Origin of the sequence: Glutamicibacter sp. FBE19, assembly GCF_015524875.1 — a bacterium.
GTDB lineage: Bacteria > Actinomycetota > Actinomycetes > Actinomycetales > Micrococcaceae > Glutamicibacter > Glutamicibacter halophytocola.
In genome coordinates, this window is the sequence record NZ_JACKQN010000006.1 from 47682 (window position 1) to 70308 (window position 22627).

Annotated in this window: 23 protein-coding genes; 6 read left to right on the plus strand and 17 right to left on the minus strand. The window is 58.8% G+C overall.

All coding sequences use genetic code 11. The annotated features are described in order from the left end of the window. Positions 1 to 93 precede the first annotated feature (93 nt). On the plus strand, positions 94 to 1521 hold the full coding sequence (gene argG, locus H6F58_RS11080) for an argininosuccinate synthase (RefSeq protein ID WP_060701918.1): 1428 nt from the start codon (positions 94 to 96) through the stop codon (positions 1519 to 1521). Positions 1522 to 1873: 352 nt separating this feature from the next. Here argG and H6F58_RS11085 read toward each other — a convergent pair whose 3' ends face one another. From H6F58_RS11085 to H6F58_RS11115, 7 genes are all read right to left on the minus strand, one after another. After that, complete coding sequence (locus H6F58_RS11085) at positions 1874 to 2209, minus strand: hypothetical protein (RefSeq protein ID WP_171920356.1); 336 nt, start codon at positions 2207 to 2209, stop codon at positions 1874 to 1876. A 22-nt stretch (positions 2210 to 2231) separates the two neighbouring features. After that, on the minus strand, positions 2232 to 2711 hold the full coding sequence (locus H6F58_RS11090) for a GNAT family N-acetyltransferase (RefSeq protein WP_171920357.1): 480 nt from the start codon (positions 2709 to 2711) through the stop codon (positions 2232 to 2234). Positions 2712 to 2717: 6 nt separating this feature from the next. Then, on the minus strand, positions 2718 to 3287 hold the full coding sequence (locus tag H6F58_RS11095) for a hypothetical protein (RefSeq protein ID WP_146275356.1): 570 nt from the start codon (positions 3285 to 3287) through the stop codon (positions 2718 to 2720). Positions 3288 to 3331: 44 nt separating this feature from the next. Then, on the minus strand, positions 3332 to 3922 hold the full coding sequence (locus tag H6F58_RS11100; RefSeq protein WP_146275357.1) for a DUF402 domain-containing protein: 591 nt from the start codon (positions 3920 to 3922) through the stop codon (positions 3332 to 3334). Continuing rightward, on the minus strand, positions 3919 to 5886 hold the full coding sequence (dxs, locus tag H6F58_RS11105) for a 1-deoxy-D-xylulose-5-phosphate synthase (RefSeq protein ID WP_195181768.1): 1968 nt from the start codon (positions 5884 to 5886) through the stop codon (positions 3919 to 3921). The genes H6F58_RS11100 and dxs overlap by 4 nt, the downstream gene beginning before the upstream one ends. Positions 5887 to 6050: 164 nt before the next feature. Further along, positions 6051 to 6908 (minus strand): phosphotransferase, encoded by an 858-nt coding sequence (locus H6F58_RS11110; protein ID WP_146275359.1) that lies wholly within the window; start codon positions 6906 to 6908, stop codon positions 6051 to 6053. After that, entirely contained in the window at positions 6905 to 7471 is a 567-nt protein-coding gene (locus H6F58_RS11115; RefSeq protein WP_195181769.1) for a GNAT family N-acetyltransferase, read from the minus strand. Before H6F58_RS11115 ends, H6F58_RS11110 begins: the two co-directional genes overlap by 4 nt. An 81-nt stretch (positions 7472 to 7552) precedes the next feature. On the opposite strand from H6F58_RS11115, the gene H6F58_RS11120 reads away from it, so the two are divergent. Next, positions 7553 to 8185 (plus strand): class I SAM-dependent methyltransferase, encoded by a 633-nt coding sequence (locus tag H6F58_RS11120; protein ID WP_171920298.1) that lies wholly within the window; start codon positions 7553 to 7555, stop codon positions 8183 to 8185. Between the two features lie 97 nt (positions 8186 to 8282). Here the strand turns inward: H6F58_RS11120 and acnA are convergent, their stop codons facing one another. The 3 genes from acnA to H6F58_RS11135 all read right to left on the minus strand — a co-directional run bounded on the left by acnA (position 8283) and on the right by H6F58_RS11135 (position 14526). Beyond that, positions 8283 to 10991 carry an aconitate hydratase AcnA gene (acnA, locus tag H6F58_RS11125; protein WP_146275362.1) on the minus strand — a complete coding sequence of 903 codons (2709 nt, stop codon included), beginning with the start codon at positions 10989 to 10991 and terminating at the stop codon, positions 8283 to 8285. A gap of 191 nt (positions 10992 to 11182) precedes the next feature. After that, positions 11183 to 12505 carry a class I SAM-dependent RNA methyltransferase gene (locus H6F58_RS11130; RefSeq protein ID WP_171918993.1) on the minus strand — a complete coding sequence of 441 codons (1323 nt, stop codon included), beginning with the start codon at positions 12503 to 12505 and terminating at the stop codon, positions 11183 to 11185. Positions 12506 to 12531: 26 nt separating this feature from the next. After that, a complete protein-coding gene (locus H6F58_RS11135; protein WP_098945505.1) occupies positions 12532 to 14526 on the minus strand; it encodes an APC family permease in 1995 nt (664 codons plus the stop codon). 145 nt (positions 14527 to 14671) lie between these two features. On the opposite strand from H6F58_RS11135, the gene H6F58_RS11140 reads away from it, so the two are divergent. Together H6F58_RS11140 and H6F58_RS11145 are read left to right on the plus strand one after the other, a co-directional pair. Next, complete coding sequence (locus H6F58_RS11140; protein WP_060701928.1) at positions 14672 to 15349, plus strand: TrkA family potassium uptake protein; 678 nt, start codon at positions 14672 to 14674, stop codon at positions 15347 to 15349. Between the two features lie 13 nt (positions 15350 to 15362). Further along, entirely contained in the window at positions 15363 to 16028 is a 666-nt protein-coding gene (locus H6F58_RS11145; protein ID WP_060701929.1) for a TrkA family potassium uptake protein, read from the plus strand. On the opposite strand, the gene H6F58_RS11150 is transcribed toward H6F58_RS11145, so the two are convergent. The 4 genes from H6F58_RS11150 to dut all read right to left on the minus strand — a co-directional run bounded on the left by H6F58_RS11150 (position 16025) and on the right by dut (position 18382). Then, positions 16025 to 16753, minus strand: a complete 729-nt coding sequence (locus H6F58_RS11150) for a DUF3159 domain-containing protein (protein WP_146278159.1) — start codon at positions 16751 to 16753, stop codon at positions 16025 to 16027. The genes H6F58_RS11145 and H6F58_RS11150 overlap by 4 nt on opposite strands. Before the next feature lie 65 nt (positions 16754 to 16818). Next, on the minus strand, positions 16819 to 17193 hold the full coding sequence (locus H6F58_RS11155; RefSeq protein ID WP_060701930.1) for a hypothetical protein: 375 nt from the start codon (positions 17191 to 17193) through the stop codon (positions 16819 to 16821). A 2-nt stretch (positions 17194 to 17195) separates the two neighbouring features. Continuing rightward, positions 17196 to 17885 (minus strand): DUF3710 domain-containing protein, encoded by a 690-nt coding sequence (locus tag H6F58_RS11160; protein WP_146275364.1) that lies wholly within the window; start codon positions 17883 to 17885, stop codon positions 17196 to 17198. A gap of 38 nt (positions 17886 to 17923) precedes the next feature. Then, positions 17924 to 18382: a dUTP diphosphatase gene (gene dut, locus H6F58_RS11165; RefSeq protein WP_146275365.1), complete on the minus strand. Its 459-nt coding sequence runs from the start codon at positions 18380 to 18382 to the stop codon at positions 17924 to 17926. 140 nt (positions 18383 to 18522) lie between these two features. On the opposite strand from dut, the gene H6F58_RS11170 reads away from it, so the two are divergent. Beyond that, entirely contained in the window at positions 18523 to 19056 is a 534-nt protein-coding gene (locus tag H6F58_RS11170; RefSeq protein ID WP_171918994.1) for a DUF3093 domain-containing protein, read from the plus strand. Positions 19057 to 19125: 69 nt separating this feature from the next. Here H6F58_RS11170 and H6F58_RS11175 read toward each other — a convergent pair whose 3' ends face one another. After that, positions 19126 to 19425, minus strand: coding sequence for a DUF4193 family protein (locus H6F58_RS11175; protein WP_060701934.1), 300 nt, complete (start codon positions 19423 to 19425; stop codon positions 19126 to 19128). Between the two features lie 261 nt (positions 19426 to 19686). On the opposite strand from H6F58_RS11175, the gene sepH reads away from it, so the two are divergent. Further along, positions 19687 to 20748, plus strand: coding sequence for a septation protein SepH (gene sepH, locus H6F58_RS11180; RefSeq protein ID WP_146275366.1), 1062 nt, complete (start codon positions 19687 to 19689; stop codon positions 20746 to 20748). 64 nt (positions 20749 to 20812) lie between these two features. On the opposite strand, the gene H6F58_RS11185 is transcribed toward sepH, so the two are convergent. Both H6F58_RS11185 and H6F58_RS11190 read right to left on the minus strand, forming a co-directional pair. Beyond that, positions 20813 to 21997, minus strand: a complete 1185-nt coding sequence (locus H6F58_RS11185) for a nucleotide pyrophosphatase/phosphodiesterase family protein (RefSeq protein ID WP_146278160.1) — start codon at positions 21995 to 21997, stop codon at positions 20813 to 20815. A 2-nt stretch (positions 21998 to 21999) separates the two neighbouring features. Further along, complete coding sequence (locus tag H6F58_RS11190; protein ID WP_060701937.1) at positions 22000 to 22587, minus strand: DUF5998 family protein; 588 nt, start codon at positions 22585 to 22587, stop codon at positions 22000 to 22002. Positions 22588 to 22627: the final 40 nt, after the last annotated feature.

Genomic DNA, 22627 nt, shown 5'->3' on the forward strand with positions numbered 1-22627 from the left:
ACCTTATACCCATAGGCTATCGGGTAGGTGCTGTAACCGAAGAGTTCACGACACAATTCACTGCATTGCATATTTATCCATTAGGATGGAAACATGTCTAAAGTTCTTACCAATCTTCCTGTAGGAGAACGCGTCGGAATCGCGTTCTCCGGTGGCCTCGACACGTCGGTGGCAGTAGCTTGGATGCGCGACAAGGGCGCCATTCCTTACACCTACACTGGCGATCTCGGCCAGTACGACGAACCAGATATCGACGCCGTTCCTGGCCGTGCACTGGAGTACGGCGCCGAGAACTCCCGTCTGGTCGACTGCAAGCCGGCACTCGTCGAGGAAGGCTTTGCAGCTCTTGCCTGCGGCGCCTTCCATATCCGCACCGGTGGCAAAACCTACTTCAACACCACCCCACTGGGCCGCGCCGTCACCGGCACGCTGCTGGTACGTGCCATGCGCGAAGACGGTGTGGATGTCTGGGGCGATGGTTCAACCTACAAGGGCAACGACATCGAGCGCTTCTACCGCTACGGCCTGATGGCCAACCCGAAGCTGCGCATCTACAAGCCATGGCTTGACCCGAACTTCGTCGCTGAGCTCGGCGGTCGCCAGGAAATGTCGGAGTGGCTGCAGGAGCACGGCTTCCCATACCGTGACTCGGCCGAAAAGGCCTACTCGACCGACGCCAACATCTGGGGCGCAACCCACGAAGCCAAGACCCTGGAACTGCTCAACAGCTCGATTGAGACCGTTGAGCCGATCATGGGCGTGAAGTACTGGGACGAGAACGTTGAGATCAAGACCGAAGACGTCTCGGTTTCCTTCGTTGCCGGCCGCCCGGTAGCCATCAACGGCAAGGAATACACAGACGCTGTGGCTCTCGTGAATGAAGCCAACATCATTGGTGGACGCCACGGTCTGGGCATGAGCGACCAGATCGAGAACCGCATCATCGAGGCGAAGTCGCGCGGCATCTACGAAGCGCCTGCCATGGCTCTGCTGTACATCGCGTACGAGCGCCTGGTCAACGCCATCCACAACGAAGACACCGTGGCCAGCTACCACAACGAGGGACGCCGCCTGGGCCGCCTGATGTACGAAGGCCGCTGGCTGGACCCACAGGCTCTGATGCTGCGCGAATCGCTGCAGCGCTGGGTCGGCTCGGCCATCACCGGTACCGTCACCATCCGCCTGCGCCGCGGCGACGACTACACGATCGTGAACACCGAGGGCGAGAACCTCAGCTACCACCCGGACAAGCTGTCGATGGAACGCGTGGGCGACGCAGCCTTCGGTCCTGTTGACCGCATCGGCCAGCTGACCATGCGCAACCTGGACATTGCCGACTCTCGCGGCCGCCTGGAGCAGTACGCCAACATGGGCCTGGTCGGTGGAACCACCGCAGAACTCGTTGGTTCGCTGGAAGCCGGGGGCGCCAATGATATCGTCAACGCCACCGCTGTGGACAGCGACGATCTGGCTACCGATCGCGCCATTGAATCGGCTGCTTTCGACGCTGGTACCGACTAAAGGCTTGCCGCTAGTCAAAAACGGATCAGGGCTTCTCTTGAAGAGAAGCCCTGATCCGTTTTTATTTTTACCTTGGTGCCCAGCAGAGCAATCCATTGGCAGCTGCGAGGAACTGCAACTCCATGATGGAATCACCCAGGGCCAATATCCGCAGAGATCCATGAATAATTGCCATGGCCTTGGTGCACTTCGCCATGATCATGAACGCTACATAGCCCAAGCAGGTCCCGAGGGTGATTTAGATACCGAACAGGGCCGCTTGCTCGTTAGGCAGGGCCATCGACTTGCCCGTCACCGGCCCGATGGCAAATCCAGCCGCCGTTTGCAGCGATACTGCGAAGTCCACCCGAACCTAGGCTTCTAGCAATGCCAGCAGCGGGCTGACGGCCAGCGTGAAGCCAATGAGCGAGACCATCCGCAGGATCAAGCGCACGCGGGCACCTTGCTTGGAATTAGGTGCTGGAAGGTTGAACCCGTGCTCGATAATCCAGGCCACGATCGTCACCAAGACGCCGGCCAGAGCCAATTGCGCAGGAGCTACCTCGCTGAGAAGCGAAACAATTCCAATTCCAATAATGGCACCGACGAATGCTTGGAATACCAGATGAAGGGGCACGCGGGTCGCGCCCATCTGCGGCGACTTGCGAGGGGCACCGGGAGTCTCATCCCGATCTTCCTGAGGAATCATATCTCCTAATTTCCTATAACAATCAAGCCGAGAGGACCAAGGCGTCTTCGCTGAGTTCCTTGCGAAGCAATAGACCACAGCCTCCGCTGAACGACACCGCCCCGAAGTGGGAAGCTCTCGCTATTTCCTTGAATCCGAAAGATGCCTGCAAGGCAAGCGAGCTGGTATTCCGTGCATTGACGATGCACCATGCTGTAGTGTCCCGCTCGGCGACCCACTTCAGCCGCGCAGCGGTCAGTATCGAGGCGAATCCACGATGCTGATGCTCTCGCGAAATCTCGACACCAGAGAGGTAGTAGCCAGCCGGAGCAAGCTGATCGCTTGGATCCCACCAGCCAGCTCTCGCCCACCCGACAAGCTGTCCTTGCGGATCCTTCAGCACCAATTGGCATTCATTATCGCCAAAGCGGGAGGGTTCTGAAGAACGCCCCAGGGACCGCGACAGTTTCTGTATGGCTTCGTGGTCAGAAGCCTGCATGGCTTCGGGCTGAAGGGCAGGCATGGTTCTCTAGTCGAGGGTCATTGGCTTCGGCGGCATTGGGTGCACGCTCTTGAGCTTCTCGGGCGTTGCGTATTCCGCGGTGCCAATGCTCATTTTGGTGAAGTCCAGCTTCGCTTCGCGGATGCACGTCTTGATCGCTGCGACTGCCAGTTTAGGCGCCGGGGTGAGAATACGGATGTTGATCTTCCGAGGTGCAAAGTCGCTGGACTCCACGGTGCCCAATCCACGCCATGCCAGGTGCCCGGTCAAAGCTTCCTTGGCCTTCTTTTCCAAGTAGTGGTCACGCTCGGTGCCGGAGGCCGACTTCAACGCGTATTGCACGATGACCCAGGACTGATCTTCCTCGCTGATTTCGGCGTAGCCTTCATCGGCGCAAGCCTGCAAGAATCCAGCGAACAGCTCATCGGCACGATCGTTATCCACGTCCTGAACATCGCTGGTGGTGGACATGTGGCCCACGCTGCCATGGTTGATGACGAACTGGCCTACTTCTTCGTTCTCGAATTGCTGGAACCACGCTTCGCGGAAGTGCAGTACGTTTTTCTCGTCCAAACGATAGGTGCGAATAATCGCCATTGGTTTCCCTTTACAAGGTCAGTAGTTCAATGAAGTGCTTGTGGCTATAAGTTGTGAAGCTGGTCGGCCTTATCAAGCCAGCCTTGGCGGTGCGAGTGGTTGAAGGGCGCTTCATCCCGTTGAACCGCATCGAGGAGTTTCTCGCTGGCGGCGCGTATCTCGTTCTTGAGTTCCTCGGGGTAGTCCATTGACCGCCCATGTTCCTCGAATTCGTCTTCATCGTCGAGGAAAGTACCGCGGCTTCGCGACCGGATGACGTCGAGGTCAAGGTCCACCGAATTCACTTCCCAGCCGCCATGCTGCAACGGACGCCATCCGATGGCATGGGAGAGATCGATGTAGACATCAAAATCCTCGGCAGGATCCGCATACAGCGTGCCGATCCATGAGCCCGCGTGCGGAATCAGGCACAGAGCATTTGTTTGAGCCAAGTGGGCTGCGCCAGGCCTCGCGACCAATGAGCCAGCGGGTTGGAACAACCAGTGCCCGTGCACATCTTTCCCGAGGTAGAACCCCGGAACCACCCAATGCGGCAGGCCGTTGTATTTCCAGGCGCGGGCTACCACCAAGGCCCCGAAATCGATGCTTTCAGGGTTGCGCGGCAAATCAACGGGGAAGCTGTGCAGTGCACTCATAGCTTGGGAATCTGTCCTGTGGGCAGATCCTGGCCTGGCAGTGGACGGGCAAACGGAACCTTGGTGCCAAGCACTTGGGCGAGCGTGTCCCTTGCCACCTGCTGGGCGGTCAAGCCGACGCGATCAAGAACTTCGGCTCGTGAACCGTGGGCAAGGAATTCCGTAGGCAGGCCGACTTCGTTCAGTGCAGTGTCGACACCAGCTGCGCGCATTTCGGTACGCAGGCGGGAGCCAACGCCGCCAGCCCGGACTCCATCTTCGATGCACACCACGATGCGGTGGCGGGCAGCCAATGAAATCACCGACTTCGGCATCGGCAGGACCCAACGAGGATCCACCACGGTAACCGAGACTCCTTGGCTATTGAGCCGCTGGGCAACGTCAAGGGACAACTCGCTCATGGCGCCGACCGAAACGATCAGGACGTCCGGCGCAGCCCTGTCACCCAGGCGCGCCAATACATCTACGCCATCTGGCAAGCGGTCGATTGCATCAATGGGTTCGCCCACAGAGCCCTTGGAGAAGCGAACAACGCTCGGCGCATCGTTGATATCCAATGCTTCACGCAGCTCTTCACGCAGACGTGTTGCGTCGCGTGGTGCCGCCAAATGCAGGTTCGGGACAATTTGGGTCAGCGCCATGTCCCACATGCCATGGTGGCTTGCACCATCCGGGCCTGTAACGCCGGCACGGTCGAGAACGATGGTAACCCCGGCCTTGTGCAAGGCGACGTCCATGAGCAATTGATCGAAGGCACGGTTCAGGAAGGTCGCATAAACGCAGACCACTGGGTGCAGTCCGCCGAAAGCCAATCCGGCTGCGGTGGTCATGGCATGCTGTTCGGCGATGCCGACATCGATTACGCGCTCGGGATGCTCCTGGGCCATTTTCTTGAGGCCCACCGGTTGCAGCATGGCGCCGGTGATCGCGACAATATCGTCGCGTTCCTTGGCCACCTTGGCGATCTCTTCGCCGAAAACGCTGGTCCAGCTTTGCGCGCTGGACTTGGATACGGGCAGGCCGGTCACCGGGTCGATGATGCCCACCGCATGGAACTGGTCAGCTTCATCGGCACGGGCAGGCGCGTAGCCGTGTCCCTTTTCGGTCAAGGCATGGACAAGCACCGGACCGGAATATTGCTTGGCCTGCTGCAGGGCTTCTTCGACTGCGCGCTGGTTGTGCCCATCAATCGGGCCAATGTATTTCAGCCCGAGATCTTCGAAAAGCCCCTGCGGAGCCCACCAGTCCTTGATTCCCTTTTTGGTTGCGTGAAGGGACTTGTAGGTGAAACCACCAATGGGTCCGGAGCCCTTGAGCCTGTCCTTGAGCTTTTCCATCGCGGTTTCGTACGCAGGATGGGTGCGGAACTTATCCAGTTGCTGACGAAGTCCCGAGAGCTGATTGGCCAAGCCGCCAATAGTCGGGGCGTACGAACGGCCGTTATCGTTGACCACAATCACGGCCTTGCGGTCCTTATCGGCCGCGATGTTATTTACAGCTTCCCAGGCCATGCCACCGGTCAAGGCACCGTCGCCGACGAGGGCCACGGCATAGCGCTCATTGTTGCGCATCAGCTTATTGGCACGGGAAATGCCATCAATCCACGAAAGCGAGGAGGAAGCGTGGGAGGACTCGACCACGTCATGTTCTGATTCGGCACGGTCGGGGTAGCCCGACAAGCCACCCTGCTGGCGCAAGGTCTCAAAGTTCTGGCGCCCGGTCACGAGCTTATGGACATACGACTGGTGTCCGGTGTCAAAGACGATGGAGTCTTGTGGCGAGTCAAAGACTCGGTGGATGCCCAGAGTCAATTCGACGACGCCGAGGTTTGGGCCCAAGTGGCCGCCGGTGCGAGCAACGTTATCGATGAGAAAAGTACGAATTTCATCCGCGAGCTCGTGAAGTTGTTCCAGGGTCAGCGCCCGCAGATCGCTTGGTTTCTTGATGGTCTTCAGCAAAGACACGCTCGTCCCCTTTACAAATTCGCCCGTGGTGGCCGTGAGCCCATGCGAAATACTTAGTCTACCGCGTTGGAAGCTTCTCCTATTATCCGCCACTGCTCCGGATAGCGCGAATTTCCAGGCAATGACGTTCAATACCTCGTCCTGCATTGGCGAACAGCTGACACTTATTCGAACCTCGCCAGCGCGTCCTGAATCATCCGGTGTCCTTGCGCCTCGAATTCGGCGTCGCCCACTTGATATGCCCAGATCGCCGTTCCGATGGCTTCTCGCAGGAGCATGAGCCGCCATGACGGCTCGTGGCGGGGATCCTCACCGTAGCCTTCGATGAAGGCGGACTCCAGCTCCGGGTGCCCTTTGAATTGCTGGCTGCCTAATCTGGCCAGGTCGCTGGCAGCTGGTCGAAACTCGAATCTGCCAAAATCTATGGCTCGCAATTGGCCTTGATCCACCAGCCAATTGCGTGGCTGCCAGTCACCATGAGTTGGAACAAGCACCGCGTCTTGGGGCTCTTGCGCGGCAAAGATCCGTTCGATCTCCTTGCATTGGCTCACGCTGATTCGATGTTCCGAGGACAATAATCGACGGAACTTTACGAGCAATCGGGATTCGTAGTCCGGGTCCAGCCGGTGAGCCTGGGAATGGAAGATCTTTAGCGCGGCACCGGCCTGACGGTGGATATCTGGACTCAATTCGTTGCCCGTACCCGCGCAGAGCGTGCCTGGCAAGTAGTCCAATACCATTAGGCGCAGTTCCTCGCTATAAAACAGCATTTCTGCAGCGAGACCGCGCGTTTTCAGTTCCCTGGTGTAACTTTGATGCGCGATAAGCTCACGAGAAATATGGTGGTTGCCTTCTCCCCCGGTTTTGAGAATGCAATCCTGCTGGCTCGTGCGAAGGTGCAGCACTCTTGTGTCGGTAAGATTCCATGAAAGGTCGCGAACTACCTCAACGTTGCCAAGCCAGGCACGCAGTTGAGCTGCTTGTCCAGCGGCCAGGAACTGCGCAGGATCATTTCCAGTCATCGCAATCCCACGGGCTGCCTTCTGGCCGAAGGGGCCACATAGACCAGGTGTTCAGCACTGGCGTATCCGCGGGTGCGGCCGAAACGCTGCAGCCCCAAACGATCGCAAATTTTCTGCGATGCCTCGTTGCGCGGATCTACAATGGCGAAAACCGGCTGATCCGCGTTCGCCTGGTTGGCGTAGCCAAGCACTGCACGAGCAGCTTCCGTGGCGCACCCTTGGCCTTGAGCCGCGGGGTGCAAATGCCACCCTATTTCGCTGGGTTGCTGTTCGAAGCCGATGCCGATGGCGCGCTGCATTTCTTCGCTCATGGGCTTGCACAATAGGTTTCCGATGAGCCTGCCGGTGTCGTGGCGCGCTACTGCCCAAATCCCTTGCCCGGCTCCGCGCACAGCGCGTCGACGGCCAATGGAGGCCAATGCTTCCTCCATCGTCGTCATGAGCGTTGCACCGGGCCCCAAGTACCGCATGGTTTCCGTGCGTGATTCCAAATCCAGCAGGAATGAAGCGTCCGAGGGCTCCCACGCACGCAGGATCAATCGATGGGTGCGAAGCTCTTTCACAGGCCCTCCTTCCACGCCACGTTTGCGCCTCTTGGGCAAGGTTCCACCGGGGTTGGCCGTGCAGCTCGCTAGGCTGTGAGCATGCCACAGATTTACTCCGCAATTCCCACGGCCCAGTGCTACGCTTCCTTGTCCGAAGCCTATATTGAGTTGTTCGGCCGAGTCGAGCAGGCGGAGCCGGAAGACCGGGAACTGATCGCCCGATGGGCCCAGGACTTGGCAGGCCCTGTGCTGGATGCGGGTTGCGGCCCCGGGCAGTGGACGCATGCCGTTGCAAGCGCTGAACGCCCGGCCATCGGTGTGGACATGGTGCCCGAATTCATAGAACATGCCGCAGCAAACTATCCAGAGTGCACTTTTCAGCTAGCGGACATGAGTGCGTTGCCCTTCCCCGATGGCAGTTTTTCGGGGGTTCTCGCATGGTATTCAATCATCCACACGCCGCCGGAGCAGCTGCCTGAAGTTCTGAATTCATTGGCCAGAGTGCTGCAACCGGGCGGGGCATTGCTCCTGGGCTTTTTCGCTGCCCAGAAGGTTCGTCCATTCGAGCACAAGGTCGCACCCGCGTGGTACTGGCCGGTTGGGGAACTATCGAAGCTGGTTGAGGCTGCTGGTTTCGAGATCGTGGATCGGGGTACCAGGGACCGAAGCGGGGCCAGGTGCCATGGGCACATCGTGGCCCAGCGCAAACACGTAGATGGCTCGGCGGATTAAATAGATTTGAGGCCCAAGGCAAATGCCTCGGGCCTCAAATCTTTGGGTGTTGCGTATCTACTCGAAATTCACCCCGGCGGGTGCCGGGAAGGATCTGCTAGTTAGCAGCAGCGATCTGGCGCAGTACGTACTGCAGGATGCCGCCGTTGCGGTAGTAGTCAGCTTCACCTGGGGTATCGATGCGCAGAACTGCGTCGAACTCGGTCACCTTGCCGTCAACAGCGGTGGCGGTAACCTTCAGGGTCTTCGGGGTGGTGCCGTTGTTCAGCTCGGTCACGCCGGCGACTGCGAAGGTCTCGGTACCGGTCAGGCCCAGCGAATCAGCGGACTCGCCCTCTGGGAACTGCAGTGGCAGAACGCCCATGCCGATCAGGTTCGAGCGGTGGATGCGCTCGAAGGACTCGGTGATGACGGCCTTGACGCCCAGCAATGCGGTGCCCTTGGCAGCCCAGTCACGCGAGGATCCCGAACCGTATTCCTTGCCACCCAGAACGACCAGCGGGGTGCCGGCGGCCTTGTAGTTCTCTGCAGCGTCGTAGACGTAAGCCTGCGGAGCACCTTCCTGGGTGAAGTCGCGGGTGAAGCCACCCTCGACGCCGTCCAGCAGCTGGTTCTTGATGCGGATGTTCGCGAAGGTACCGCGGATCATGACCTCGTGGTTGCCACGGCGCGAGCCGTAGGAGTTGAAGTCCTTGCGATCCACGCCATTCTCGATGAGGTAGCGGCCAGCCGGGGTCTCCGACTTGAACGAACCTGCAGGAGAGATGTGGTCGGTGGTGACCGAGTCGCCCAGCTTCAGCAGCACGCGAGCGCCGGAAATGTCCGACACAGGCTGTGGCTCAGCGGTCATGCCCTCGAAGTATGGTGCCTTGCGCGCATAGGTCGACTTCTCGTCCCAAGCGAAGGTCGAACCCTCTGGGGTGTCCAGTGCCTTCCAGCGGTCATCGCCGTCGAAGACGCCTTCGTAGCCCTTGGCGAACATGTCCTTGTCGATCGACGAATCGATGATCTCCTGGACCTCGACAGGCGATGGCCAGATGTCCTTCAGGAAGACATCGTTGCCCGCGGCGTCCTGGCCCAGTGCGTCGGTTTCGAAGTCGAAGTCCATGGTGCCAGCCAGTGCGTAGGCGATGACCAGTGGCGGGGAAGCCAGGTAGTTCATCTTCACGTCTGGGTTGATGCGGCCTTCGAAGTTGCGGTTACCCGACAGGACTGCGGTGGCTGCGAGGTCGTTGGCCTGGATGGCTTCGGAGATCTCGGCATCCAATGGACCGGAGTTGCCGATGCACGTTGCGCAACCGTAGCCGACAACGAAGAAGCCGAGCTTCTCCAGGTATGGCAGCAGGCCGGACTTCTCGTAGTACTCGGTGACAACCTTCGAGCCTGGTGCGACCGAAGTCTTGACCCAAGGCTTGGAGGTCAGGCCCTTTTCGGCGGCGTTGCGAGCCAGAACGGCTGCGGCCAGCATTACCGAAGGGTTGGAGGTGTTGGTGCACGAGGTGATCGAAGCGATCGAAACCAGGCCGTGGTCCAGGGTGAACTGGGTGCCATCTTCCTTGGTCACGTCCACGGCTACCGATGGGCGGCCAGCGCCCTGGGTGTCCTCGGAGTCCGATACGTAGTTGTGCAGGTCCTTGCGGAACTGCTCCTTCGCAGAGGACAGCTCGATGCGGTCCTGCGGACGCTTCGGGCCGGAGATCGATGGAACAACGGTGGACAGGTCCAGCTCGAGGTATTCCGAGAAACGGATTTCGCGGCTTGCATCGTGCCACATGCCCTGTTCCTTGGCGTAAGCCTCGACCAGTGCCACGTTCTCTTCGCTGCGGCCGGTCAGGCGCAGGTAGTCGAGGGTGACATCGTCGATCGGGAACATTGCGGCGGTCGAGCCGAATTCTGGGGACATGTTGCCGATGGTTGCACGGTTGGCCAGTGGCACAGCTGCCACGCCCTCGCCGTAGAACTCGACGAACTTGCCGACCACACCGTGCTTGCGCAGCATTTCGGTGATGGTCAAAACCACGTCGGTTGCGGTCGCGCCAGCTGGGATCGAGCCAGCGAGCTTGAAGCCGACAACGCGCGGGATCAGCATGGACACTGGCTGGCCGAGCATTGCTGCTTCGGCCTCGATGCCGCCAACGCCCCAGCCCAGCACGCCCAGGCCGTTGACCATGGTGGTGTGCGAGTCGGTGCCGACGCAGGTATCAGGGTAAGCGCGCAGTACGCCGCCCACTTCGCGGGTCATGACGGTGCGAGCCAGGAATTCGATGTTGACCTGGTGCACAATGCCGGTTCCCGGCGGGACGACCTTGAAGTCGTCAAATGCGGTCTGTCCCCAGCGCAGGAACTGGTAACGCTCGCCATTGCGCTGGTATTCGATTTCCATGTTGCGCTCGACAGCGCCTTCGAAACCGAAGGTGTCGATCTGCACGGAGTGGTCGATGACCATTTCGGCAGGTGCCAATGGGTTCACACGGGTTGGATCGCCACCAAGGTCCTTAACGGCTTCGCGCATGGTTGCCAGGTCGACAACACAAGGGACACCGGTGAAGTCCTGCATGATGACACGAGCCGGGGTGAACTGGATTTCGGTGTTCGGCTGAGCCGAAGCATCCCACTGACCCAGTGCATTGATATGCTCGCTCGTTACGTTCGCGCCGTCTTCGGTACGAAGCAGGTTCTCCAGCAGAACCTTAAGGCTGTAGGGAAGGCTTTCTGAGCCTTCAACCTTGTTCAGTCGGTAAATTTCATATTCGGTTCCATTGACGTCAAGTACGCCTTTGGCACCGAAGCTGTCCACATTGCTCACGTGGGACTCCTCTCGCCAGACACTCATTCTGTTGCACGCGCACACTGTAATTCCAGTTAGGAGTTCCTAACTGAGATAGTCAGGTTCCTAGCGCGGCAGAGCTAAAAACAGTCTATCGCCAACTGTGGGAAAAAGACTCCTCGGAATAAACTTTCATCGAAATTCGTGTCAGAATGTACGATTTCAGCTCGTTACTGGCGGACAAAGAGCCCGATGGACTCCATATGGTGGGTATGCGGGTATAAATCGTGAATCTCGACGTGCTCTAATTCATAGCCGCGTGACGTCAATCTGGCGATATCCCGGGCAAAAGACGCCGGGTCGCAGGAGACGTAACAAATGCGCGATACAGCGCTGGAGCCCAGTTCCGCGGCGACTTGCTTGTCGATTCCTGCACGCGGCGGATCAAGCACCACCGCGTCCAACTGGGCATCGCGCGACACCTGGCGCAAAACCCGCTCAACGCGGCCGCGAATCACGGTAGCTTGCCCGAACGCCTTCAGATTTTTCTTCGCATCGGCGTGGGTTCCCGGGGCACCCTCGATCGAAAAAATCCGTCCTTGCTGTCCCACCGACTTAGCCAAAGGCAACGAGAACAATCCTGCTCCGGCATAAAGATCGGCGATCTGCTCACCGCGCGCCGGCTCGATCAAGTCGAGAACGCGTTCGCTGAGCAAGCTGGCTGCTGAACGGTGCACCTGCCAGAAACCTTCGCCGGTAATGCGGTACTTCTCCCCCAGGACTTTTTCGCCCAGCCATGGGTTGCCGGCCAAAACCTGCAATGATCCCTTGCCATCTGCCGCCGACCCGCCATGCTGGCTGAAAGAGGCAACATTCACCCCTTCGGGGAATTGCTTGGCTACCTTGGCGGCTGCACCTTGCTTGGCTTCAGAAAGCAGCACCAGGATCGTTTGATCATCCGCGCTGGACACCGCAACTTCCACGCGGTCAATGCCCGTGTAGTCCACTGCGTAGATCCCGCTGCTCTCGATGGCGGAATGCGCCAAGGGCATCGACTCGATGCTCGTGAGCTTGTTGCTGCGAAAAGCGCTCATCGCCAAGTGGCCCGAGCCATCCACCGAGTACGACATGCGGGTACGCCACCCCAGGCCATCGGCTGCTCCAGCGACCGCTTGAACCGGCGGGAAGTTGTAGTCCTCTGCCTTCAGCCCGGCCAGGCGAGTGAACTGTTCGGCGGCCACCCGCGCCTTGAGCTCGCGCTGATGCTCCAGCGAAATATGGCCGAATTCTGCGCCACCCACCGGGTCGCGGTGCTTCAGCGCGTCAGCTGCATCCCAGAAATGCGGTACCCGGTGCTCGCTGGCCTCGTGCACCTCAACGACGTCGGCGCGCCAGAATTTTGCATCGGGCGCCGAATCGGTCAGCCGAACCGATACCAATTCGCCGGGAATGCCGTGGCGCACAAAAATCACGCGACCCTCGTGGCGGGCCACCGTGTGCCCTCCATGGGCAATATTGCCCAAGCGAACCTGCAGCAGTGGTGATTCAGTCATGTTTTCGTCTTTCGTCAGAAGCATTGTTAGCGGTGTGCCGAGTATTCTTCGGTGGCCCCGCCACCGACAGCGCGCGAAGCGCTGAGCAAGCGCCAGGGCACCGAGGCGATGAGCACCCCTGGTTCATAGTGCAGGCGATTTTTTACTCTCAGCGCGGTCTGGTTGTGGACCAGTTGCTCCCACCAATGCCCGACCACGTATTCGGGGATGTACACCACGATCAGTTCGCGTGGCGACTCGCGCTTGATGGAACGAATGTGTTCGATCAGCGCACCGGGGATGTCTCGGTAGGGCGAAGCCAAGGCAGTAATCGGCACGGGAATGCCCAAACGCTCCCAGTCTTCAAGGGTCTTTTCAGTCTTCGCGCGCTCGACGTCAACGATGATTGCCTCCAGCTTCGAAGGCCGGGAAGCGCGGGCGAACGCCAGTGCGCGAAGCACGGGCTTGCGCACCGTGGAGACCAGGACCAGGGCATGCACTCGGGAGGGCAAGGCGGTGGCCGCATAATCCTCGTCGACTGCCAATTCCGCATCGACCTTCTGATAGTGACGCTGCAGGGAATCCATGATCAGCATCAGCACCACGATGCCCAGCAGCGCCAGCCACGCGCCGTGCACGAACCTGGTAGCCAGGACGACCACCAGCACCAGGGCCGAGAGGATCAAGCCGACCAGATTCAGCATGCGCTTGCGCTGTTTTGCAGCGCGAATCCTCCGGTCCGCGACGGGAACCAGAACACGCTTCCAGTGCTTGAGCATGCCCAGCTGGCTGAGTGTAAAGGAGACGAAAACGCCGACAACGTAGAGCTGCACCAGCAAGGTCACGTCGCCTTGGAAGAGCAGCACCAGGGCAATGGCGGCCACGCCCAAGGACAGGATGCCGTTGGAGAACCCCAGCCGGTCTCCGCGGGTTCGCAATTGGCGCGGCAGGAAACCGTCGGTGGCCAAGTGGCTGGCCAGCGACGGGAATGAATTAAAGGCCTGGTTTCCAGCCAGGAGCAGCACCGCGATAGTCAACACCGACACGAGGATGAGGCCCAGCGTGTAGTCTCCGAAGACCGCCTGGGCCAATTGCCCCAATACCGGCACCTGGACGAAGCCCTCGGGGATCGGTCCGCCGTGGAGCAGGAATGATTCGTGCGGGTCGGCGACCACTTTAATGCCGGTGGCGCGTGCAAGCATCAGGGTGCCAAGGGTGAGTACGCCGGAGAGCAAGCCCAGTACCAGCAGGATCCGGCCGGCGTTTTTGGCCCGGGGCTTGGCCAGTGTCTGGACATTGGAAATCGGCACTTCGATACCGGTCAAGGCGGCCGATCCGGTGCTAAAGGCACGGAGGATCAGAAGTGCGCCCACCATCCCTTGCAAACCGGTAGAAAATTCCGCTTCGGGGACGATCGTGAATTCTGCGCTGGGCGCCAGGCCGAGGTTTCCGGTGAGAGCCATGACGCCGCCAATGGCAATGAGCAACAGCATCCCGGCAACAAAGAGATACACCGGAATGGCCAGGGTCCACCGCCCCTGGCCGGTGCCACGGAGGTTTCCCACCACCAGCAAGGCCACCAGAGCGGCCGCAACCCAGGCCTTGTGCTCGCCCAGGAACGGGAATATTGCGCTGAGATACGCGGCCGCCGAAGAGCTGGAGACCGCAACTGTCAGCACAAAGTCGACGAGCAAGGCGGCAGCTACGGCAGTGCCCGAGCGTGCGCCAAGATTCTTTTTGACGATCTCGTAATCGCCGCCGCCAGAAGGATACTCAACCACCGATTGACGGTAGGAAAGCACCAATACCACCAGTACGGCCAAAACGGCGACGCCCACCGCCGGGGAGAGCATCGTTGCAGCAATGCCGGCCATGGCCAGGGTCAGCAGAATTTCATCTGGCGCATAGGCCAATGACGACAAGGCGCTGGAGGAGAAAATCGGCAACGCAACATTCGGTGGCAACGGCTTCTTTTTCAGCTGTTCGGTGCTGAAGGGCCGTCCCACCAAAATCCTCTTGAGACCATCAAATAATGCAGGCACGTCATAACGTTATCGCAGGTGCGCAAGGCACACGGGCGGTTCGCCGCCAATAATCTGGGACCGAACAGCGCTATTGTTGCATTCGGAGCACCGTTAGGCGGTGCTCCGGACTAATCATCGCAAGCAGCAATCCAAGGAGTTCTCGGTGGCACATTTTGTGATCATGGGGTGCGGCCGCGTCGGCGTTTCGCTAGCCCATACACTGGATTCAGCGGGACATTCGGTGGCAATCATCGATCAAGACCCTCATGCTTTCCGCCGTCTGGGCAAGGACTTCGCCGGCCTTACGGTGACCGGACGAGGATTTGACCGCGACACCTTGGAAGCGGCCAAAATCGATGGCGCCTATGCGTTTGCTGCCGTATCCAGCGGTGATAATTCCAACATCCTCGCTACTCGAGTAGCCCGCGAAACCTATAACGTTCCTCATGTGGTGGCCCGTATTTATGATCCGGGACGCGCCGAAATCTATCAGCGCCTGGGCATACCCACGGTTGCTGCGGTGCGTTGGAGCACCGACCAGGTATTGCGCCGAATTCTGCCCGACTATTCGATGCGCGGGGACTTCCGGGAACCGTCGGGACGTTTGGTTCTCACTGAAGTAGCACTGAACCGGGACTGGTACGGCCGCCTGGTCAAGGATCTGGAAGCCGCCGCTGGCGTGCGCGTTGCCTATCTCACTCGATTTGGCGAAGGCACTATTCCGCAGAACCGCACCCGCCTGCAGGGCGGGGATCTGGTCCATGTCATGATGCGCATAGATCAGCTCAAGGACGTTGAAAAGATCCTTGCCAGCCCTCCCGCTCCCCTGCCCAACGACTGACTGAGAGGACCCCATGAAGGTCATGATTGCCGGAGCCGGTTCGGTCGGTTCCTCCATCGCCCGCGAACTGCTGATCAACGACCACGAGGTCTTGCTCATCGATATCCAGCCCGAGATGGCGCAGCGCGAAGATCTCCAAGGAGTGAAATGGCTGATCGGCGACGCCTGCGAGCTTGCGGTTCTGCAGCAAGCGCATCTAGAGGATTACGATGTGGTGGTCTCCGCCAGCGGTGATGACAAGGTCAATCTTGTTGTCTCGCTGTTGGCAAAGAGCGAATTTGGCATCCGTCGCACCGTAGGCCGGGTGAATAATCCAAAAAATGAGTGGATGTTCGACGATGCTTGGGGAGTCGACGTTGCGGTCAGCACCCCGCGCTTGATGACCGCCCTGGTCGAGGAAGCCGTGGAAGTCGGCGACCTGGTGCGCCTGCTGACATTGAAAACCGGCGAGGTCTACATGGTGGAATTTACCGTTCCCCACGACTCCGCGCTCATTGGACGCACCATCGGGCGAATTCCCTGGCCGCAGGACACCACGCTCATGGCAGTGGTCCGCGACAAGACGCCCTTCCCGCCAAGTGCAGATGACGTAGTTGAGGGTGGCGATGAAATCTTCTTCATCACCACCCCCCAAGCAGAACCGCTGTTGCGCCGGACCTTGCGCGAAGCCACCCGCTAGTTCGCCACTGCCCCCGAGGAGTCGCCGGTTGCGGTTTCAGCTGGCTTGGACAAGAGCCAGGCAAACCACAGCCCGGCGGCGTACAGGGGAACGCCCATCAAGGCCCGTGCAACGCCCAACGCCACCACATGATCGGTGTAGTACATCGGCAGTTGCACCGCGAGGCGCAAGGCAAAGACCCCGATGATGATCCACGTCGCTATCTGGTAGCGGCGCAGCCGATCGGCCTTATTGCGCCATTCGACGCCTTCATTGCGGATGAATCCGAACAGCAGGCCAATCAACGGCCAGCGGAGAATTACGGAGACAACCAGGGCGAGCAGGTAGGCGCCGGAAGTATAGAACCCGGGGATGTAGTAGTCTTTCGCGTTGCCCGTATGACGGGCGGCGAAGGCACAAATCAAAATGCCGATCAGGCCAGAAGCGGACTGAATCAATGTGGAGCGCTTGGCCAGTCGGATGACCATGAAAATCACTCCAAGGCCGATCGAGGCAAACAGTGCCCAGGTCAGGTTGCTGCTCAAGGCAAAAACCATGATGAAGATAAAACCGGGCAGCACCGTTTCAAGGATTCCGCGTACGCCGCCGACGGTCGACAGCAGATCGATCCCGCCATCCGCGTTCTGGGCGATATTGGAATTCGCGCCAATCATCGAGGCAAAAGACGGTTTGGCCTCTGGCTCAGGTTGCTGGTCGCCGTCGCGCCCGGATTCCTCGTCGTGCATGATGCCCACTTCCATATTTCCAACAGCACACAGGCTGCCCCGCCACTGCGGAAATTAGTCTCCAGCTACCCGCGGGGTACCGGGACAATTACATAACGCGGATTAAAGATCGTTGGGATCTGTTCCACCGGAGCGACCATCCCAGAATAGGTAACTTTCACCCCGGGCTTGATACCCGGTACCGACTTTTGCCCCATGAAGATCAAACGCACATGGGCCACCGTGCCACGTCGAGCCGCAACGCTGCCAAGCTTGTCGACTACCACAGCTTTGAGCAATGGCGCCTCGTTGGGCGCGGAGTAGCTGACAGATTGGACGTACCCGGTGTGCTTGACCCTGCCTTTGACGGGCAACTGGTCCAGCGAATCCAGGCACTGATAGTTCAATGTCGGATCCGATGGGCCCAGATGCGCCGCGACCGGCTTATCCTTCAACGACATGATTAGCCGATCTGGGTAATCTCTGGTCCGCGCTCGGGCCGCTTGATCTCAGGCTGAGCGTCTTCCTGAACTGGACGGGTCTGAGCATTTGCCGGCACATTCAAGGGCAGCAATTCTGCGGGAGGCAATGGCTTGTCGCCGCGGTTGACGATGACATCGCGCAAGATCCCATCCACGGTTGCCGCTGCTTCTTCATTGGCAATTGCATTGCCGCCGATGACTGCACGAAGGAACCAGCGAGGTCCGTCGATTCCCACGAAACGCAGTGCGACGTGGCCGGCACGGCCATCTGGCAACTGCTGTGGAACTTTGGCCAGCAGCTCCTCTCCATAATCGCCATCGCGCTTGAATATCTCGCCGTTTTGCGCGGTGATATCGCTCTTGATCTTGTCCTTGATGCCAGGCCATAGCGACTCGGACTTCGAAGAGGAGAAGGCCATGAGCTGTACTCGCGACTCCGCAATTTCCAGCGAAACCGCGATCACTCGCTTATTGGATTCTTCGACGTCCATTCGAACCTTGAGCCCGCTCACCGGTTTGATCAGGATCGAACCGAAGTCGAGGTACTCATTGGTGTCCGCCACATCGTTGATGTCGTAAGGACCAGTTTTTGGTTCGTCAGAACTGGCGGAAACCTCGTTCGATTCAACCGGGGCTTCCTGCTCTTTGGTTTTCTTGCGCTTAAAAATCATGGTTTCCTTAGAAAACTTGGCTGATTGTCAATCAGTGCTTAATTGGCGCTGAATCCACCAGTGGATCCGAAGCCACCGACGCCACGGGCCGTCTCCTCGAGGGAATCGACTTGGGTGAACACCGCCTGTTCGACCTTCTGGATCACAAGCTGGGCAATGCGGTCGCCGCGGTTGATCGAAAAGGCTTCCGTCTTGTCGGTATTCAACAGCGTGACCATGATCTCACCGCGGTACCCCGCGTCAACAGTGCCCGGGGCATTAACAACCGTTATCCCATGCTTGGTAGCCAGCCCGCTGCGCGGGTGCACCAGCCCGACATACCCATGGGGAATAGCCAACGCGATGCCTGTACGAACCAGTGCGCGTTCACCTGGCTGAAGCACCAGTCCTTCGCGTGCGTGCAAGTCAGCGCCAGCGTCCGAAGGGTGAGCATAACCAGGCACTGGCAATTCGCTGTCTAGCATCTTGATGGCGATCGAGATTGTTGGCTCACTCATCAGTTTGGTTATCCCCCGGGAGTTTTGTGAAGTGGTCGTTCGACAGTTTTGTTGAGTTAACTCTATCGTGCGCGGCTAGGAATGGGCTGTCACATGCGCCCCGTTCTTGGCTCAAAGAATTATTGCCTAGACTTGGAATCATGAGTAACACCAGCCCTGCGGCATCGAGCGTCCTGTACAGCGAAAAACTTTGGCCTTCGGCCAGCACCTGGATTTGGCCAATCATTATCGCGTTGACCGCCGGTATCGCTGTTGCGCCGATCAGCGCCCCGCTCGGCTGGGGCATCGGAGCGGCAATGCTCGTTGCCCTCGTGGTCATTTTCCTCGTGCGCGTGCCGAGCATCGAAGTCACCGATTCGACGGTAACTGTCGGCCGTGCCAGCATCGAACGACAGTTTGTCGGTGAAGTAGTGGGCTACCGCGGCGAAGAAGCCTTCAAGCAGCGTGGGCAGAAATTGCACGGCCTGGCTTACATGTTGTTGCGCGGATGGCTCGATGGCGTGGTCAAAATGGAAGTTACCGATGAGCGGGATGCCACTCCGTACTGGCTTACTTCCACCCGCCGCCCCGAAGAATTGGCAGCTTCCCTAGGCGGAGTCATGTATGAGTTCACCGAAGAAGGCAAGGCAGAAGCCGAAGCCGGGGAAGACTCTCCGCTGACTCCTGAAGACTGATTTCGAGGCCGCCAGAGCAGGAATATCCGCATAGAAGATCCCCAATGCTGAACGATCAGTGTTGGGGATTTATCCTTCGCACTCGCTGCAGAACTTCTGGCCGTTCTCTTCGCGCACCAGCTGCGTACGGTGCCGGACCATGAAGCAGGACGCGCATGTGAATTCATCAGCTTGTTCGCTAAGAATCTCTACGCTGGCTTCCTCCTGGGCTGCCTCTCCGCCCGGCAACACATATTCTTCGGCCAACGAAGCTTCAGACTCATCGATCAGGTTTGCCATTTCAGCGGTCTTGCCCGCTTTAAGCTCAGCGATCTCCTTGGCGCGATCCTCTTCCGAGATAACGGCTGGTGCAGCAGATTCAATTGCCATGATCGTTTTTCGCTCTTTCCTGCAGGTATTCAATCGAGCCGGTAGGTCCACAACGTGAAAAATTCACACCGGCCTAAAAGTATAACGTTCTTCCGGGCAATCCATTCCCATGGGGCAGGACATCAGCCACCGGCTGAAGTTATCGGGAAATAAGGCGTGAAGTTGATGACTATTCTTGCGCCACACCCGGGGCGGTGGTAGGAATTCAGCCTTCGAGGTGGCAGAGTTTTACTCAGGAAATATAGCGTGTGGAGGGTATTAATGCGTCAGCTGAGACTGGTAGGAATTCATGAAAATGGTTCCAGCCTGCAGGTCAGCAGCGACGACGGGATGAGCTACGAGCTCCCCGTTGACGATGCACTGCGCAGTGCAATGGCAGAAATAGCTCGCTCGCGGGCTCCGAGAAATCGCGAAGAGTCCTCGGTCCACTCGCCACGTGAAATTCAGGCCCGCGTGCGTGCCGGTGCTTCTGCCTACGATCTGTCCCTTGAATGGGATATTCCCGTTGAGGACATCGTGAAGTACGAAGGTCCGGTGCTTGCCGAGCGCGAACACATAGCCGAGCTGGCTCGCCGTGTGGAGGTCTCCGGTCCTCAGACCGATGCTGAATATCGCGAAGTCTTTGGAGAAGAACCTGCCGATCTGGGCTCCATGGTCGTGCACCGCTTCAACCAGTTGCACATCGATAGCGAAACCGCTCGGTGGAACTCGTGGAAGGATCCAGAAGGCCAGTGGATCATTACCGTTGAATTCGATTCGCCGTTGCCCACCGAAAATGTTGAATCCTTGGGAGCTGACTCCTCTGAGGTTTCCGGGAACGTCGCCCGCTGGGCCTTTGCCCCGGCACGCAAAACGTTGAAGAACCTGAATCGCTGGGCCCAGACGCTCAGCGAACAGGTCGCGCCGGAATACTTTCGCCCGATCTCGGCAGTAAGCCAGCCGGAACCAGAGCAGCCTGCGACCAACACCCCTGAAGCTGATGAAACTGAAGAGCTGGTAACACTGCTCAATGCTCGTCGAGGCCAGCGGCCAAAGGATCAGGATCCAGAACGCGAATCCCGTTTCAATGACATCATTGAACGCGGCATGAGCAAGTACGACGCTGATGAAGAGGATTCGCTGCCTCACCTTCCGCAGGGAATTTCGCCGCGGACTTCGCAGTTGGTTGTCGTCACCGATTCCGATCAAGGTGACTCCGACGCCGAGGACAAGCAAGGCGAGCAGAACAACGATGATTCCTCGCCGCGCAAGGCGAAGCGCTCATCGGTACCGAGCTGGGACGACATCATGTTCGGCAAGCGCAAGAAGGATACGGATTCCTAATCCGGAACCAGCCGTGCTTGAATGCGATCGGGCAACACCTTCAGGTGTTGCCCGATCGCATTTTCTATTTGGTTCGATGCACCAGCAGCGGAACGTATCGCTCCCCCGATGTGAGAGAGCCATGCTGCCCAACCATTTCAAAAGCCATGGGAGCGACCCTGCGGCCATCGTAAAAAGCAATGGATTCCGCAGCCAGGATCATCAGATCCCCGAGCCTGGCTTCATGTTCTGGGGTGATCGGCCCAAAATAGCCACGATCGATGGCCTCTTGGCGGGTCAAGATCCACGCTTTGGAACCAAATTCCTTATGCCATGCGTGCTTGACTTTGAGCCTGCTGGTTTCGTCTGTCCCCGGTGCGAAGGTCAGCTGGACTCCACGCGGTTCCCCGCTCGTCAGCTCGACGCCATCAACCAGTTCCGGATAACGGCTGTAGTCGATCCGCTGCGATTCGGGAACATCCACCATCCCGTGGTCGCCCGTAATCAGCACCGTGGTTTCTTCCGGCAACCGTGACACGAGGCTCTTGATGACGTAGTCAAGCTCTTCCAAAGTGTCGCGCCACTGGCTGGAATCGACACCGAATTTGTGGCCAGTCTTGTCCAGCTCATTAAAGTACGTGTACACCAGCGCATTGCGCTGGGATTCAAAGACGGTGTGCGTAGCTCGCGCCCGTGCCAACGGCTGATTCGCGGCCACAAATTTAGGCCCGCGCAGCGATGCCCTGGTTAATGCGGACTTCGCAAACATTGGGATGGACACCGTTGCGACATGTATGCCGTGCTCCGCCACCTTTTCGAAAACCGTAGGACGGGTTTGCCAGGCTTCCGGGTTGAGGTCGCTAGGCCACCCGCCAAGCTGGTTGACAACGCGACGCCGGGCCGGATCCACCACGTCATAGCCGAGCATTCCGTGTTCGCCCGGGGTAACGCCGGTGGCAAGACTGCTCAGAGAGGTTGCCGTGGTCGAGGGGAATCCTGTTCCAAGCTTGCGGCCTTCGGCAAATAGTGAACGCAAAAACGGTGCATGCCCAACGTGGCTTTTGATCTGGTTCCAGCCCAGGCCATCAACCATGATCACCACAACGCGCTTAGTCGGTTGGAGCCCCAGGGCGTTGCTGAATCCAGGAACCCCCAAGGCAGTTGCAGCCGAGGGAAGAATTTCAGATAGCGTCGCTTGGCCATACTGCGGCGCATCCGGGATTTTTTGTGCTGGCACCGAAAGATCAGCTGCGTTCAGCGACTCGTTCATGCTCAAGCGATCGTAGCCAATCGCAGTCGCACCGCAAATTCGCGTGCTTTATTGACAGCACGCTGTCCATCAGCCTCGGCGCTGACACGAATAACCAGGTCTTCGGGCTGGGACGTGCCGTTGAGCCCGTGGTCGGCATCGCATTGGGGATCGCCGCAGGCAGCCGGAGCCAGGTCAATGCGCTTGGTGCCGCCCCAGGACATGCCGAAGGTCAATTCCTTCACTGGATCCCCGGATGAATAGTGCTGTGGCTGGTGGTACACATAGCTCGTTGCTACCGACGAGATACGTGATAGTGCAATCATTTCAACGGAAACCTGAGCCATAACGTCCTTGCCATGGTCATCAAGCTGCTGGTCATCGACGTGCAAAATGAAAAGCACCTTTTCGCTCTTCACCATGACCGTAATATGGCGGTGCACTTCGGTGTGGTCGAAATGAGTTTCCAGATGTACATAGTGGTCGAGTACTGGCTGCCCGGTCATTGCTTCGGCAAGGACATCCTGAACCATCTGCGGGTAGAAGCCCGCCCGTACCAGATCGTCGAGAAGCTCAGCGCCCGGAGCAGTCGAATATGTTGGAGAACTCATAAGCCAATTCTACTCAGTAGCTACGCCCAATTCACGTTTT